We start from the raw sequence: 16,545 nt of genomic DNA, 5'->3' as shown, positions 1-16,545 counted from the left end.
TCAGCGTTCGGTCTTGCGCTTGCTGGTTTTGCTTGCCGGCGCGGCCTTGGTACGCGCTGCGGGCTTGGCTGTGGCCTTTGGAGCCTTGGGCACCGATTTCGCCACAGACTTCGCCGCCACCTTGGCCGTGGTCTTGGATTCGGGCTTGGCCGCCGTCTTGACAACGGAGACGGGCTGCACATCAGGCGCAAGCAAGGCAGCAACCTGCTTCTTGCCTGCAACCTTGCGCGGCTTGGCAACCACGGCCACAGCGACGGGCTCCGCTACCGGCTCGGGCTTGGGAGCCTGCGCGTATTCCGCCTCCAACGCCGCCAGATTCACGCTTTTCAACATGGCCTTCTTGGCTGCTTTACGACCTTGCCTGGAGCGATCGGGCTCCGGCGCAGCAGCAGGCCCTGCAGCAGCATTGCGCTGCGCACGATTGGCCTTGGCGTCACGACGACTCCACTTGTCGGAATAGCCGCCCGCACTGCGCTCGTCACGCGAATCACGGCGACCACGCCCCTCATCCTTGGCCTGACCGCGGCCGCTGCGGCTCGACTGCACCAGGCCGTCTTCGCCATCGCGCACCAGGCGGAAATCGATGCGACGTCCATCCAGATCCACGCGACTGACTTGCACGCGCACTCGTGCACCGATGCCATAGCGAACACCCGAGCGCTCGCCGCGCAGTTCCTGCCGGGCTTCGTCGAAGCGGAAGTAATCACCGCCCAGCTCGGTGATATGCACCAGACCTTCCACATACATGGCATCCAGCGTCACAAAGACACCGAAAGTCGTCACCGAGGACACCGTGCCCGCGAACTCCTCGCCCAGATGATCGCGCATGTATTTGCACTTGAGCCAGGCTTCCACATCGCGGCTGGCCTCGTCGGCACGGCGCTCGTTGGCACTGCAGTGCAGGCCGGCAGCTTCCCAGGCCTGAAATTCCTTGGCCGCCGAACGCTTGCGCGGCTTCTGACCCGGTGCGACGACCCGCGAAGCCAGACGCTTGGCCATCTTCGCTTCGGCCTCGCCCGGTGTGGGCAGGCTGGGCAGCTTGTAGTGCGTGCCGTTCAGCTCTGCCTTGATCACGCGGTGCACCAGCAAGTCGGGATAACGGCGAATCGGACTGGTGAAGTGGGTATAGGCCTCAAAGGCCAGGCCGAAGTGACCCGAGCCCTCCGGCGTGTAGAAGGCCTGCATCATGGAGCGCAACAGCATGGTGTGAATCTGCTGCGAGTCCGGCCTGTCCTTGGTGGCATTGGCAATCTGCTGGAACTCCTTGGTCGAAGGGTTCTCGCTGATGCTCATGCTCACGCCCATGGCCTTGAGGTAGTTGCGCAGGATTTCCTGCTTCTCCAGCGAAGGCTTGTCGTGCACACGGAACAGACCCAGCTGCCCGCTCTGGTCGATGAAATCTGCGCTGCAGACATTGGCCGCCAGCATGGCTTCCTCAATCAGCTTGTGCGCATCGTTGCGGGTGCGCGGCACAATCTTCTCTATGCGACCGTTGTCGTCGCAGACGATCTGCGTCTCGGTCGTCTCGAAGTCCACCGCACCACGCGCCTCGCGCGCCTTGAGCAGGGACTGGAAGACACCATACAGATTCAGCAAGTCCTGCACGCGATCCTTGCGCTTGGCCGCTTCCGGGCCCCGCGTATTGGCCAGGATTGCCGCCACCTCGGTATAGGTGAAGCGCGCATGGCTGTGCATGACTGCCGGGTAGAACTGATAGGCGTGAATCTCCCCCTGCGCGGTGATCAGCATGTCGCAGACCATGCACAGCCGATCCACGTCGGGATTCAGCGAGCACAGGCCGTTGCTGAGCTTCTCCGGCAACATGGGAATCACGCGACGTGGAAAGTACACGCTGGTGGCGCGGTCGTAGGCATCGATATCGATGGCGCTGCCCGTGGTCACATAGTGGCTCACGTCGGCAATCGCCACCAACAGGCGCCAGCCCTTGCTGCGCCCCACCTTGGCAGGCTCGCAATACACGGCATCGTCAAAGTCGCGCGCATCTTCGCCGTCGATGGTGACCAGTGGAATATCGGTCAGGTCGATGCGGTGCTTGCAGTCTGCGGGGCGGACTTTTTCAGGCAGCGCCTTGGCCTGCTCCAGGCAGGCGTCGGAGAAGATATGCGGCACGCCATACTTGCGCACCGCAATCTCGATCTCCATGCCGGGGTCATCCACTTCGCCCAGCACTTCGACGATACGCCCCACTGGCTGACCAAACAGGGCTGGAGCCTCCGTCAATTCCACCACCACCACCTGCCCCGGTTTGGCAGCACCCGTGGCATTGGAAGGAATCAGAATGTCCTGGCCGTAGCGTTTGTCTTCGGGAGCCACAAGCCACACACCGCTTTCCTGCAGAAAGCGACCAATGATGGGCTGATCGGGACGCTCCACGATTTCCACCACGCGCCCTTCGGGGCGACCGCGATGATCATGGCGAGCAATGCGCACCTGGACTCGGTCCTTGTGCAGCACCGCACGCATTTCATTAGGGGGAAGGTAGATGTCACGCTCACCATCGTCGCGGACGACGAAGCCGTGACCGTCGCGGTGGCCCTGCACTGTGCCCAAAATTTCTTCGTTCATATCGGCAACTTTTGCGCGAGGGTTCATTTTTTTGATATACAATCTATGTCTTTCCTGAGATGCCCAGGTGGCGGAATTGGTAGACGCACTAGTTTCAGGTACTAGCGGGTAACTCCGTGGAGGTTCGAGTCCTCTCCTGGGCACCAAGTTTAACGACAACCTGCAAGGGTTGAAACAAACTTGGAAAACATTCCCCCAAAGGAATGCTTTCAAGCCAAGCGGCATCTTAGAGAATTTGAAGATTCGGATTGAACGCAAGAAATTGCATTACAATAAGAGCTTCCCTGAAAGCCCAGATGGCGGAATTGGTAGACGCACTAGTTTCAGGTACTAGCGGGTAACTCCGTGGAGGTTCGAGTCCTCTTCTGGGCACCAAACACGACAAGCCGTTGCATGCAAATGCAGCGGCTTTTTCGTTTCCGGGCTAACCTGATCGCTCGTGCTGTTTTTTGAAAAAACATACGCAAACCGGCATCTGCGCTAGATCAGCTGCTATATAATTCAGTCACTCTGAAATGCCCAGGTGGCGGAATTGGTAGACGCACTAGTTTCAGGTACTAGCGGGTAACTCCGTGGAGGTTCGAGTCCTCTCCTGGGCACCAAACACGACAAGCCGTTGCATGCAAATGCAGCGGCTTTTTCGTTTTTGCAAGCCCGCCACCGAAAGCGCAAAGTTTTCTGAAAAATCTGCACAAATCGGCCCGGACACCGTTTTGGCCGCTATATAATTCGCTCACTCTGAAATGCCCAGGTGGCGGAATTGGTAGACGCACTAGTTTCAGGTACTAGCGGGTAACTCCGTGGAGGTTCGAGTCCTCTTCTGGGCACCAAACACGACAAGCCGTTGCATGCAAATGCAGCGGCTTTTTCGTTTTTGCAAGCCCGTCATCGCAAGCGCAAAGTTTTCTGAAAAATCTGCACAGATCGGCCCGGACACCGCTTTGGCCACTATATAATTCGCTCACTCTGAAATGCCCAGGTGGCGGAATTGGTAGACGCACTAGTTTCAGGTACTAGCGGGTAACTCCGTGGAGGTTCGAGTCCTCTCCTGGGCACCAAACACGACAAGCCGTTGCATGCAAATGCAGCGGCTTTTTCGTTTCCGACCCAGCCCGATCGGTCGTGCTGTTTTTTTGAAAAAACATACGCAAACCGGCGTCTGCGCTACATTAGCTGCTATATAATTCAATCACTCTGAAATGCCCAGGTGGCGGAATTGGTAGACGCACTAGTTTCAGGTACTAGCGGGTAACTCCGTGGAGGTTCGAGTCCTCTCCTGGGCACCAAACACGACAAGCCGTTGCATGCAAATGCAGCGGCTTTTTCGTTTGTAAGTGTCCTAGCCGAGGGGACACGAGACAAATGCAAAAAAAAGGGAGCTCTCAAGCTCCCTTTTTTGCGACCGCCACCCCTTATCGAGGCGGCACCCATGACTTACTTGCGCAGCAATTGCTTGAGTGCGGCCTGCAGGCGACGGGCAGATGCCTCATCGCTCGCACTGCCCAGCACTGTGGCCACATCCTGGCCCCAGGTCTGCTGCGGCGCAGGATCGTTGCGGCGAGTCAGCATCTGCAGCTGCAGCGCACGGCGTGCAGCCAGCTGATCGGCCGGGGTGTGCACGTCAGCAGCCATTTCCAGGCGCAGCAGAGCTTCCGCAGCATTGCCCTTGGGCGCGGCGGCCACGGCGCCTGACCAGGATGTACGCACAGGAGCCGTCACCTTGCCGCCCAGCTGCTGAGCCGATGGCAGCTGCGCTGCATCACGTGCCTGCCAGGCACCCAGCAACTGGGTCAGCGCTTCGCCATGGGCCTGGGCCGCCAGCTTGCGCAAAGCCTCCTGGGCATGCTCCACAGCATCACGCTGGGCACGGAATGCGGGATCGGCCAGACGAGGACCGCGCTCTTCACGCGCGAACTCGCGACGACCACGACCGGCATCGCGGCTGTCGCGACCATCACGTCCACCGCGCTCGCCACGGGCTGCATCTCGGCCACGGCCTCCATCCTTGCGATCGCCAGGACGGCCACCAACGGCAGCTGCCGCCTCCTTCTTCATGCCAGGGCGGTCATCACCACGCACGGCGACCACGGGACGTGCCGGCTTGGCCACTGCCGCAGCTTCTGCCGCATCTGCTTCAGCCGCTGGCTCTGTCTGGGCTTGAGGCTGATTTTCGCCAGTCTTGGCCGGCTGAGCCTTGATGGCAGCCTCCAGCTCGGCCAGCGCTGCATGAATCTTCTGCGCATCGCCGCTGGCATTGGCAGCTTCAACTGCCTTGGATGCATCCAGCACGCGGCGATCATGCTCGGACAGCTCTACCGCTGCCTGGCTGCGACCACCACGCTCCACGCTCTTGCGATTGAAAGCATCATCCAGCGGCTTGCGGAATGCATCCCAAAGCTTTTGCTCATGCTTGCGATCCAGCGGCACCACCTGAGCCTCGGCCTGCCAGCGCTGCTGCAACGCCTTCACGGCATCGATGCGCAGGCTGGGCGCCGCGCCCAGGGCCGTGGCTTCGTCGATCATGGCATGGCGACGCTCCAGGCTGGCCTTCTGCGCCGTCTGCAAGGGCGCTTCGGCGGCAGCCATGGCCTGCTTGAACAGAGGTTGCAGCTCGGCAAACAGCTTCTCGCCGATATGCCCGCTTTCGCGCCAGCGTTCGCCAAACTGGCGCAGTGCGCGCAGCATGTTCTTCCAATCCTGGCTCGCGGAATGCTCTGCGGCCCAGGCCTTGATTTCTTCGATCAGCGCCAGACGCTGGGCCTTGGCCTGCGTGCTGTCCTGGCGAATCTTGTCGTGCCAGGACTCGACCACCTTGTAGGCGGCATTGCAGGCCTCGTCGAACTTCTTCCACAGTGCATGATTGGCCGCAGCACCCTGGTCGGCCTGCTTCCACTGCTCGCGCAGGCTACGCAGGGTTTCCTGGATCTTGCGACCACCCAGAACCTGACCGTCGGGGCGGTTGAGCAAGGCCTCGGCCTTGGCCACCAGATCTTCGCGCAGCTTGTCAGCCAGCTGACGCTGCCAGCCATCTGCCTCGCCGGCAGCCAGCAGAGCGTCGTGCACTTCGCTCACGGTCGCTTCATCCACAAAGCGGCCATGGGTCTTGATGGCCGCGCGCATGGCTTGCACGGCTTCGGAGCCTGCCTTGCTGTTGCCGGCTGCGGTCTCGGCCTTCAGTGCCTCCAGAGCCTGGCCCAGCCCGGCCTTGGCGGCTTCGACCTGCTCGGAGGTGGGCTTGCCACGGCCACCGGCTGCTGCGCGCGGCGCAGCAGGCTTGGCCGCTTCCACAGCAGCAGCTTCAGGCGGCAAACCACGAGCCACACGGATTTCGTCGGCCCAGACCGGCACGGTGGGCAACGGCGCAGACTCGTCGGCTGCAGCCGCTTCGGTCTGCGCAAGCGCAGACTGGAAGGCATCCCAAACCAGCGCCAGTTGTGCCGACGCGGCTTCCAGCTGAGGCGGGAAACGGCCATCCACGCTGCTCCAGCTGGCGTCACCCGTCAGCTCCTTGGCCTGTTCTTGCCAACGGGCCACATCAGCGCCCAGAGCTTCCAGAACGGCCTTGGCATCCTTCCAGGACTTGGTCGACAGCACTTCAATGCGCTGAGCCAGCAACAGCGCCACTTCGCGCTGCACCTGGGTGCGGTGCTGCAGATCTTCCACGGCCTTCACACGCTCGACCAACTGGGCCTTGAACTGCGACAGCGGCTCGCGCGACAGTGCGGCGCCGGCCTTGGCGGCATCGCGCTGCCAGGCGGCTGCAGCGGCGGCGTCAAAGGGCACGGCTGCCAGCAGCGCCTCGGCCTTCTCGGCCCATTCCACCGAAATCTTTTCCTGATTTGCGGTGCGGCGGATTTCATCAAGGCGCTCACGCACGGCACGGGCAGCACTCTTGTCGCCCTTGCTCAGTTCCTTGTGAACGTCCTGGAGTTGCTCGACCGTGGGCTGGGTCGCCAGCCAGTCGCGAATGCGCGCGGCGCGATCACCCGAGGTCTCGGCGGAGAAAGCACCACCCGTCAATGCATCCAGCGGATGTTGCTCAGAATTCTTGGCAGAGGCCGGGTTCACTTCAGATGCATCAGACATGGTGCTGCTAGGAGAAATAGATGTCATGTAAGGGTCAGAAAATGCTTGGCAGCCACCGCAGTCAACGCTGCAACAGGCCAGAGCCAACCCACATGAGGGCAGACTTTCCAAGCGCAAGCCCAGGCACATGGGTGCCTAGGCAAACCGATATTTTCGCCTTTATTTAAAGGCAAGCCAAAAAATGCGAAATCGCAAGGTATTTCGCGGCGATTTCATCACTGCGCCGACAGGCTCAGCTGGGCACGCGGAGTCCAATCCTTGTCCTTCGGGTCCAGCTTGGGAGCGCCCAGGAACAGGCGCTCCAGCGGCAGCTGCTGCGTGGCCAGATAGTCCCGCACAGCCACGCCGCGCGCCAGTGCCAGCTCACGCATGGCATCGTCGGGCACCTTGATGCTGGCCACCAGCAGGGCCTTCATCTGATCGGCCGGCAGATCCTTGGCCAACCCGACCATGTTACGGGGCTTTTTGATGTCGGCGCGGCCGTAGACAGCCTTGAGCAAGGCCAGGCGCTCGGTTTCGCTGAACTCCATCACCTCGTCGCCACTCTTGCCTTCGCGAATCACGTTGCGGCGCTTCTGGGCCAGCAGCAGGCGGTCCAGTTCCTCCGACTTCCAGGCCTCCTGGTCTTCGGCTTCGCGCGACTCACCCACCACCGTCATCTTGAGTGCCGGGCGGTCGTTGAGTGCCTTGACGATCTTGGCCAGTTGCTCCCTGGCCTGGCCATCGAGCTTCGCACTGCCCGGCGCAAAATTGACGGCACCCGACTCGTCGCCCCCCGAGAATGCGCCTGACAACAGCGCAAACGGCGCGGTCACGGCTTTCATGATGATGTTGCCGATCACCTTGAAGATGATGGGAGCCAGACGGAACTGCGGATCGTTGAGCGAGCCGCTCAGCGGCACATCCAGATCGATCACGCCGTTGCGGTCGGACAGCAGGGCCACGGCCAGCTTGACGGGCAGCGACGCGGGCGCGCCTTCGACCTTGTCACCAAAGGTCAGCTGACGCAGCACCAGCTTGTTCGAAGCCGTGAGCTGTCCATCGGGCTGCACCTTGTAGTTCACATCCATATAGAGCTTGCCGCGCTCTATGCCATAGCCCGCGTACTTGATGGAATATGGCGACAGCGGCGACAGCTCCAAATCATTCATCTGGGCGCGCACATCCAGCGCCAGAGGCTTGGCCAGCGGATTGATCTTGCCGCTGATATCGAGCTTCGCCGTGCCCTGGGCCCGGCCCTTGATTTCAAGATCGGCCATTTGCGGTTCGGCCTGGCCTGCAGGGGCCTGTGAAGAGAAGGCACTCAGACGGCCGGTCAGCTCACTCAGATCGGCCGAGTAGTTGGGCTGGATGAAGTAGTCGGAGAACTGCACCTTGCCGCCCGTCAGCACAATCGGTCCAACCTTGATGATGGGCGCAGGCCCACTGTCCTCGGGCTTTGCCGGCTCTTCCACAGGCTTGCTGGCTTCGGGCTTCTGGCCCGCCGCCACCTTGGCATTCGCCTCTTCGTTCTGCGCGACGGACTGTTCGGACTTTTCGGTCTTCACAATGTCCTGCAGATTGATGCGACCGTTGCGCTGCACGATGACGCGCGCAAAAAAATCGCTCAATGCCGTCTCGCGCACGCTCACGCGCAGCGGCTGGGCCGGTTGCATGCTCAGATCCAGCCCGCGCACGGCCAGCGTCTTCCAGGCCAGCAGATCATCGCCCAGGCCCAGGCCGGTACGCGCTGCCAGCGCCTTGGCGCGGTCCGCCGTGGAGTCATTGAGCACCGCCGTCAGCGCGCCCTTGGCGGTGCTGGGCTTGCCGGCCTCCTCTTGCACCGGAGCAGCCAGCGTGGAGCGCACGCGCAGGTCGTTGAGTTCGACATCCCCCGACACGGACACTTGCGGTCCCTTGGCATGGGCCAGATAGTTGAGCCGGCCGCGGAAGTTGCCATCGGCACGCACCAGATCCACATTGAGCTTGTGAGCAAAGTACGGCTCCAGTGCATGCAGCGGCACGGCACGAGCCTGCAGTTGACCCTGAGCCGAGACCGGCGTCAGGCCCAGCAGCCCCTTGAACTGAATTTGGCCAGCCTGCACCCGGCGATTGGCCGAGAGCTGAGCCGAGACCTCCAGCGGGGTCGGCGCCGCCTTGGCCGCCAGCGGCTCGAAAGCGCCCAGGCGCACGCGCAAGGCGCTCACATCCAGCTGTACCGGCTGCGCACTGCGGCCTTGCACAGGTGCGGCATCGCGGAACTGCAGCGCACCGCCATCCACGGCAATCGCTGCGAGCTTGACCGACCAGGGCTGGCCTGGCTCCGTCTTGCCCCCCTGGCTTGTCGATCTGGCTGCCGGCACTGCGGCAGGCAGCCAGCGCTCGTACATCCAGCGCCCTTGAGCATCGCGCAGCGCCGCCAGCTGAGGTTTCTGGACTGCGATGGCCTCCACCTGCACCTGCCGGGCAGCGAGATCGACCTGAACGCCGCTAACCTTGACCTGCTCGATATTGACGGGAGCCTGCTTGTCCTGCAGCTGCAGCTTGTCGGCAGTCAGCTCGGTCACTTCCGCCACCACCCCGCCCTCGCCCCAGGAAATCCCGGCATCGGTATTGAGCATGGCGCTGAGCTGCGGCGTGAAGTGCGCTTGCACATAGGGCTGCAGCCATTGCAGCGGCAACTGCTCCAGCTTGAGGCTGAGCTTGCCGGCCTTGAGCGTGGCCTCACCATCCACAGCCAGCCTGGCCTCCTCTTGCGCCCGTGGCTGGCCGCCTGTTTGCACTCCCGCGGAGGCCTTCAGATGCAAAGCTTCATTCATGGGCCAAGCCAGGCTCCTGGCCTGCAGGGTCAACGGAGCCAGCGTCAGCGCCGCAGGTGCCGCACCTGTTGCAGCATCCTGCCAGTGCACGATGCCGCCTTCAATATCGAACTGCTGCACGCCAACGACCAAAGGGCTGGGCTTCTCGGCCTTCGCATTTGCCTGGGCCGGATTGCTGGCCTCGACGGAAGCGGGCTCAGGCCCGGCTTTCTCAAGCGGCGCTGCGGGGGCGACGGCCGGCGCATTCAGCCCCAGCCAGTTGATCACGCCTTGTGCGTTGCGGCTGGCATGTACCTCCGGCTTGATCCAGCGCACCGCCTCCAGCGCAATCTGGTTCTGCAGCGGTTGAACATTCTGGAGCTGCACTTCCAGCGCATCAAAGCTCAGCAGCGGCGCGCCCTGGCGGTCCTGCAAAGCGACCTCGCTCAAGGCCAGCTTGCCGCTGATGCGAACCACCGGCTGGTCTTTTTCCTCGAAGCTGACCTGCAGATCCGTATCGAGCATTCCCGAGAGAGGCTGCACCGGAACGCTGGCAGGCACATAGCCCAGATAAGGAGTCAGATCGATGTGGTCCCATTTGAGATGCATCGCCGTCTGGCGACTGTCCGTGAATGGCGTGCTCTCGCCCGATGTATCGAACTTGCTGCCGTTGAGATCGAAAGCCAGATGCGGCAACACCTTGATCTCGCGCTTGGACGCCAGATTGCTGATGAAGGGAATGCTCAGCTGCAAGTCCTTGAGCTCATGCTTGCGCTGCACCGACTCGTCATTGAGTTCGATACGGCCGTCGCGCAAGGCAATGTTGTAGAGCGCAAAGCTCACGGGCTTGGCAGGCTCTTCGTCATCGGGCTCCATGAGCCTGGCAATCACATCGTCGATATCGAGCTTGCCCAGCGAATACTGAGTCAGGCGCACCACGGGCGCATCGACCTCGATGGCATCCAGCACAGGTGCGAGCCTGAACAGTGATTGCGCACTGGCATTGATGAAGATGCGCTTGATCTCCAGCTGGGGCTCTGCGGCAGACTTCAGGTCTTTCTGAGATGAAACGCTTTCTGCATCAGCAGTTTCAGCTACTTTTTTAATAGCTTTATCAATCACCAGATCATGCAGGGTGATGGACATCGCCCAGGGCGCAAACTCGATCTTGCCCACATGGACGCTGCGCCCCAGCTTCTCGGCAGCCCGTTTTTCCAGCTGGCTCTTGGCCACCCAGGGCACCAGCGCCCACAGCAGCAGCCATAACAGCAAAAGAGCAAGAACAGACCAGATCAGCCGGCGAAGCCAGCGATTCGATGTGAGCAAGGACATGAGGATTTGTTATTGATGCAGGGATTGAAAGCCTTCCAAGACTCTCAGGGGCGGGACCCGCCACGCGCCCGGAACACCACTGTACCTTGAGCGCATACAGGTGTATCTAGATTGCGCTCTATATATAGATAGATAGAGGCAAGAGGCGTTTCCAGGGAGAAGTTTGCGTCATCGGCATGCCCGCCAGAGACAGATGAGCGCGAAAAAATGCAAACAATGCGCTGCAGCACGAGACATCGCCAGAAACGACAAAGCCCGGAAGTGGCGAAACCGACTTCCGGGCTTCACGGCCGGTACCAGACCGGGCCGTTTTCGCGGTTCAAGGAGGGTGTGGTCCTTGCCGCTGGAAGCAACGATTGCTCCCTTTTGTGCCTCAAGCGAAGATAAAGAGCAAGTGCCAACAGCCCATGGAATCAAAGGCCTCGGCGGAGTTTGCTTTTCCTTTCCTTTGGCAAGCACCTGCAACTTGCAGGCAGATTCACTATATCTGTGCTCGCGTAGGGCTACCAGGCTTTTTGCACTTTATTTCGCCTTGATGACAAATAAAACGATGTGAGCGTATACACCTCTTGAATCCGTGATTTTTTGCTGTAATTTTTTGAGCAAACTGTACATTCATACAGTTTTTATATAATTTTAAAATCTAAGAAGTATTTTTGTTAGTGTTGACTGAATATTTAGGACGCTTCTAGAATCCGCCAGCGCTCGAAATGAGCGTTTTTTGTTTCCGCTGCCTCACGACTGAGCAGACCGATCGGCGCCCCGAGGGGCGCTTTTAATCGGCCCGCAGCAAACCTCATCGGCCAGTTGTCCTGGTTGCACCGCGAGATTGATCCGGTGCGACCTCGGGCGATAGCCAAGAAAGGACAAGCTATGCCAGCGTCAGGAAAATTAATCGCCTCCGCGCGAACGTTGGGCCATAAGACGGCCCACGGTTTTCTTGCTCTTACTCACAACGGTTTCGCCCTGCTGGGCTTGGCCGTGGCCATTTCGGCCCTGATTTTGATCTCTCGTCCGGACCTGCGTCTGGCCGGCGCCACCGAGCTGCGCGAGTGGCTCGACACACGCCTGCCCGCCAGCACCGTTGTGGCCGCCGCCGAAGTGGAGGAAGCCCCTGCTTCCGCCAACCTCGTCGTCGCCAGCGACCGCGCCACGGCCGTCAACCCCAAGAACCTGCCCAAGGAGCAGGCGGCTGTCGCCTACTGGCTCAGCAAAAAATACCGGGTGGCGCCCGAGCCGATTGCCGCACTGGTCAGCGAAGCCTATGCCCAGGGCAAGGCCAACAAGCTGGACCCGACGCTGATTCTGGCCATCATGGCGATTGAATCGAGCTTCAACCCGTTTGCCCAAAGCTCGGTCGGCGCCCAGGGCCTGATGCAGGTGATGACGTCCGTGCACACCGACAAGTATGAAAGCTTTGGCGGCCAGCATGCGGCCTTCGACCCTGTGACCAACCTCAAGGTCGGCGTCAAGGTGCTCAAGGAATGCATTGCCCGCGCCGGTTCCATCGAGGGCGGCCTGCGCTACTACGTGGGCGCAGCCAACCTTCCTTCGGACGGCGGCTATGCGGCCAAGGTGCTTGCCGAACACCAGCGCCTGCGCCAGGGCGTGGGCCTGCAGGCCAGCCCGCTGATGACGGCCAAGTCCGAGGCAGCCACCAAGGTCTCCCACGCCCAGCAGGTGGCCCTGGCCGACTCCAACCTCTAAGCGACAGATCCCCGTATTTCTCAAGCTGGCTTCGGCCAGCTTTTTTTATGCCTGGCAAGGCTCTGAGGGAAAAACGGGCATAGGCCTTGGAGCCATGCCAGCTCAGCTACACTAGCGGGTGTACGCAACTGGCGATAGGCGCAGAATTTTCTGCCGCTGACGTGGAAACCGGCAGACTGCAAGGTCTGTGAACCACCGGGGAGCGTACCGCCCAGAGCCGCAGCGACTGCAGCCTGCAAGCGTTTCAGCCGTTCGCCTGGGCAGCCCTTGGCCTCAAGGGAATATCTAAGTTCATAGGACTGCCATGTTTCAACGCACCGATACCGTCGCGAAAGTCGACCCCGAACTGTTTGCAGCTATTGAAGCTGAAAACCATCGCCAGCAAGAGCACATCGAGCTGATCGCCAGCGAGAACTACTGCTCGCCCGCCGTGATGGAAGCCCAGGGCTCCCAACTGACCAACAAGTACGCCGAAGGCTATCCCGGCAAGCGCTACTACGGTGGCTGCGAGCATGTGGACGTGGTCGAGCAGTTGGCCATTGACCGCATCAAGCAGATCTTTGGCGCCGAAGCCGCCAACGTGCAACCCAATTCCGGCTCGCAGGCCAACCAGGCTGTGCTGATGGCTTTCGCCAAGCCCGGCGACACCATTCTGGGCATGAGCCTGGCCGAAGGCGGTCACCTGACCCACGGCATGGCGCTGAACATGTCCGGCAAATGGTTCAAGGCCGTCTCCTACGGTCTGAATGCCGACGAAGCCATCGACTACGACAAGCTCGAAGAACTGGCCCGCGAACACAAGCCCCGCATCATCGTGGCCGGCGCTTCCGCCTATGCCCTGCGCATCGATTTCGAGCGCTTCGCCAAGATCGCCAAGGAAGTCGGCGCCATCTTCTGGGTGGACATGGCCCACTATGCCGGCCTGATTGCCGCAGGCGTGTACCCCAACCCCGTGCCCCACGCCGACGTGGTCACCACCACTACTCACAAGAGCCTGCGCGGTCCTCGTGGCGGCGTGATCCTGATGAAGGCCGAGCACGAGAAGGCCATCAACAGCGCCATCTTCCCCGGCCTGCAAGGCGGCCCCCTGATGCACGTCATCGCCGGCAAGGCCGTGGCCTTCAAGGAAGCCCTGACTCCCGAGTTCAAGGCCTACCAGGAACAGGTCGTGAAGAATGCCAAGGTGTTTGCCGAAACACTGACCGAGCGCGGTCTGCGCATCGTCTCCGGCCGCACCGAAAGCCACGTGATGCTGGTGGACCTGCGCGCCAAGGGCATTACCGGCAAGGCTGCCGAAGCGGCTCTGGGTCTGGCTCACATCACCGTGAACAAGAACGCCATCCCCAACGACCCCGAGAAGCCTTTCGTGACCAGCGGCATCCGTATCGGCACGCCCGCCATGACCACTCGTGGTTTCGGTGAGGAAGAAGCCCGCATCACCGCCAATCTGGTGGCCGATGTGCTGGACAAGCCCGAAGACGAAGCCAATCTGGCCGCCGTGCGCGCCAAGGTGGCCGAGCTGACTGCCAAGTTCCCTGTCTACAGCAAGTAATTCCTGCTGCGCTGATCTGTCATGAAGTGCCCCTTCTGCAACCATCCGGACACGCAAGTGGTTGAGACCCGCGAGTCCGAGGACGGGGGCTTCATCCGCCGCCGCCGCCGCTGCGGCGGCTGCGACAAGCGCTTCACGACCTACGAGCGCCCCGAGGTCAGCTTTCCGACCGTGGTCAAGAGAGACGGCCGCCGTATCGAGTACGAACGCGCCAAGCTGCAAGGCTCTTTTCAGATCGCGCTGCGCAAGCGCCCCGTGAGCACCGAACTCATTGATGCGGCCATAGAGCGCATCGAGGACAGGCTGCTCAATCTGGGCCAGCGTGAAATCGATTCCAGCCGCCTTGGCGAGCTGGTGATGGATGAACTCAAGGGCCTGGACAAGGTCGGCTATATCCGGTTTGCCAGCGTATACCGCAGCTTCGAGGATGTGGACGACTTCAAGAACATCATGGATGAGGTTCGCAGTCCCAAGGCCAAGGCCGCCAGAAAGCCCCAGGCCTGACCGCCGCCATGACAAAGCCACCCTCGGGTGGCTTTTGTTTTATGCACTTGATGGCAGACATCCGCTATCAACTCATGAGCACCTGGCGCATGATTTCAAAGGATATCAGATAGATTTTTATCTGATTTCCTTAATGAACGCGCGTAATGCGCTCCTTTAAAGGTAGTGCCATCGGACCGCTGCGGCTTTGCTCGCGCACATGCTCTGCCAGGGCATCCAGATCCGGCATGCCGCCTACCACATCGATGCCTTGCGCGAAGATGCTGAAGTTGTCGCCGCCGCTGCCCAGATAGCTCTGCAGCCCCACGCGGTAGCGCTGCGACATCTCTAGCCGCCGGCCGTTCAGACGCAGCTCGCTCACGCGCCGGCCCGCGGGCCGGCGACGGTCGAAGCGATAGCTGAAGCCCTCGGACACCTGCAGGATGCGCGGCGCATTCACGGTGTTGCTGCCGCTGTCGAATTGCTGCTCCAGCACCTGGCGAATCTGCTCGCCCGTCAGGCTCATCACCATCAGCGTATTGCCGAACGGCTGAACGCTGAACAACTGTCCATAGGTCACGCTGCCGTCGGCTGCGGGCAGCAGGTCGGCGCGCACACCGCCGGGGTTCACAAATGCCAGTTGCGCTGCGCCCGCAGCGGCATCGCGCGTGGCCGCAAGTATGGCGTCGGCCACGATGCGCCCCATTACGCTTTCGCCATTGGCTTGCGGCATGCGGCTGACAGGTCCGGCCAGCCGCCCTGCAACGGCCTCGGCCAGCGGCCGCGCCGCAGCCTTGTAGCGCGCCACCAGCGCCGCCACGTCGGCATCGGCGTCAAAGACCGGAAACTCGGGCTGCAAGCCCACCTGACCACCAGCGCTGCGATAGGCCTCGCCCTGCACGATGGTCTGGTGCGCCGACTTGCGGCTGACGCGGCGTGTGCGCGCATCCACCGTCAGTCTGACTTCGGTCAGCAGCGTGCCGTACTGACCCGCGCTGGTCAGCAAGAACGGCTTGCGGGCATTCACCCTGGCGTAATCGCACACATAGGAGCGGTGGGTATGACCGGAGATCACCACATCGACCTCGCTGGAGAGCTGCTCCAGAATCGGCACGATAGCGCCGGACAGGCCCTGGCAACTATCGTCCTGCAGGCCCGACGTGGTGGCTCCGCCCTCATGGATCAGCACCACGATCACATCGGCCCCCTGCGCACGCAGCTGGGGGATCAGCGCATTGGCCGTCTGTGCCTCGTCGGCGAATGTGAGCCCTCTGACCCCGCTGGGCCGCACCATATGCGGCGTGTTCCTGAGCGTCATGCCGATGAAGCCCACGCCTATGCGCAGACCGTCCTGCTCGAAGAACTTCAGCCCCGTCGCGGGAAACAGCGGCCGGCCGTCGCCGCGCAGCGTATTGGCAGCGAGAAACGGGAACTGCGCGCCCCTGAAGGGCTGGCTGATCTGGCATGGCTGCTTGCTGGTGAACTTCTCGCAGCCACCGTTTTGCATGCGCAGCAACTCGGCTACGCCCTGGTCGTATTCGTGATTGCCGGTGGCTGCAAAGTCCACCCGCATGAGATTGAGCACCTCTATCGTCGGCTCATCGAGAAACAGCGCCGAGACCATGGGCGAAGCCCCGATCATGTCCCCTGCCGTGACCAGCGCCACATGGCGACTGGCCTGGCGGCGCTGGGCGATGGCCCGGGCCATGTAGGCCACGCCGCCAGCGGGCACGACAACGTTCCGGCCCTGCGCGTTCTGCGCCGTCACCGCCAGTCCGGGCGGCTCCAGATGGCCGTGCAGGTCGTTGAAGCCCAGCACGGTGATCTCCATGCTGGCAGGCCTTGTCACACCACCGCTGCAGGCGCTCAAACCCAATGCGAGCAGCGCAGCGCAGAGGGGAGCTGAGACCTTGTGAAAAGCACAACGCCAGCCTGGCGACAGGGCGCGAGACTGGCGTTGATCCGGTTTTTTGTCGGTTGCAACCATCGGACTCTCCTGAGTCAGAGCTTGTAACGCACAAA

The 16,545-nt window shown here is 61.5% G+C and carries 7 protein-coding genes, 6 tRNA genes and 1 riboswitch; of the genes, 9 read left to right on the top strand and 4 right to left on the bottom strand.

The features are described 5' to 3' along the window. Positions 1-2,613: a ribonuclease R gene (gene rnr / locus DJFAAGMI_RS20225; RefSeq protein WP_211458679.1), complete on the bottom strand. Its 2,613-nt coding sequence runs from the start codon at positions 2,611-2,613 to the stop codon at positions 1-3. 34 nt (positions 2,614-2,647) lie between these two features. On the opposite strand from rnr, the gene DJFAAGMI_RS20220 reads away from it, so the two are divergent. The 6 genes from DJFAAGMI_RS20220 to DJFAAGMI_RS20195 all read left to right on the top strand — a co-directional run bounded on the left by DJFAAGMI_RS20220 (position 2,648) and on the right by DJFAAGMI_RS20195 (position 3,872). After that, positions 2,648-2,732: transfer RNA gene (locus tag DJFAAGMI_RS20220), tRNA-Leu, on the top strand. Positions 2,733-2,876: 144 nt separating this feature from the next. Continuing rightward, positions 2,877-2,961 (top strand) — tRNA-Leu (locus DJFAAGMI_RS20215). Between the two features lie 142 nt (positions 2,962-3,103). Then, positions 3,104-3,188: transfer RNA gene (locus tag DJFAAGMI_RS20210), tRNA-Leu, on the top strand. Positions 3,189-3,331: 143 nt separating this feature from the next. Further along, positions 3,332-3,416, top strand: a tRNA-Leu gene (locus tag DJFAAGMI_RS20205). A gap of 143 nt (positions 3,417-3,559) precedes the next feature. After that, positions 3,560-3,644: transfer RNA gene (locus tag DJFAAGMI_RS20200), tRNA-Leu, on the top strand. Between the two features lie 143 nt (positions 3,645-3,787). After that, positions 3,788-3,872: transfer RNA gene (locus tag DJFAAGMI_RS20195), tRNA-Leu, on the top strand. Positions 3,873-4,020: 148 nt separating this feature from the next. Here the strand turns inward: DJFAAGMI_RS20195 and DJFAAGMI_RS20190 are convergent. Both DJFAAGMI_RS20190 and DJFAAGMI_RS20185 read right to left on the bottom strand, forming a co-directional pair. Then, a complete protein-coding gene (locus tag DJFAAGMI_RS20190; RefSeq protein WP_211458677.1) occupies positions 4,021-6,672 on the bottom strand; it encodes a DUF349 domain-containing protein in 2,652 nt (883 codons plus the stop codon). Positions 6,673-6,887: 215 nt separating this feature from the next. Next, positions 6,888-10,781: a DUF748 domain-containing protein gene (locus tag DJFAAGMI_RS20185; RefSeq protein WP_211458675.1), complete on the bottom strand. Its 3,894-nt coding sequence runs from the start codon at positions 10,779-10,781 to the stop codon at positions 6,888-6,890. Between the two features lie 873 nt (positions 10,782-11,654). On the opposite strand from DJFAAGMI_RS20185, the gene DJFAAGMI_RS20180 reads away from it, so the two are divergent. The 3 genes from DJFAAGMI_RS20180 (at position 11,655) to nrdR (ending at position 14,544) form a co-directional block, all read left to right on the top strand. Further along, positions 11,655-12,488, top strand: a complete 834-nt coding sequence (locus DJFAAGMI_RS20180; RefSeq protein ID WP_211458673.1) for a lytic transglycosylase domain-containing protein — start codon at positions 11,655-11,657, stop codon at positions 12,486-12,488. Between the two features lie 114 nt (positions 12,489-12,602). After that, positions 12,603-12,757: riboswitch (ZMP/ZTP riboswitch) on the top strand. Between the two features lie 35 nt (positions 12,758-12,792). Beyond that, entirely contained in the window at positions 12,793-14,040 is a 1,248-nt protein-coding gene (glyA, locus tag DJFAAGMI_RS20175; RefSeq protein ID WP_003053390.1) for a serine hydroxymethyltransferase, read from the top strand. Between the two features lie 21 nt (positions 14,041-14,061). Beyond that, on the top strand, positions 14,062-14,544 hold the full coding sequence (gene nrdR / locus DJFAAGMI_RS20170; protein ID WP_087081895.1) for a transcriptional regulator NrdR: 483 nt from the start codon (positions 14,062-14,064) through the stop codon (positions 14,542-14,544). 130 nt (positions 14,545-14,674) lie between these two features. On the opposite strand, the gene DJFAAGMI_RS20165 is transcribed toward nrdR, so the two are convergent. Further along, complete coding sequence (locus tag DJFAAGMI_RS20165) at positions 14,675-16,510, bottom strand: bifunctional metallophosphatase/5'-nucleotidase (protein WP_211458671.1); 1,836 nt, start codon at positions 16,508-16,510, stop codon at positions 14,675-14,677. Positions 16,511-16,545: the final 35 nt, after the last annotated feature.

It is taken from the genome of Comamonas brasiliensis (assembly GCF_018292285.1).
Lineage (GTDB): Bacteria > Pseudomonadota > Gammaproteobacteria > Burkholderiales > Burkholderiaceae_C > Comamonas > Comamonas brasiliensis.
The sequence above is the reverse complement of the archived record's forward strand: the minus strand, read 5'-3'. Positions and strand labels throughout refer to the sequence as shown.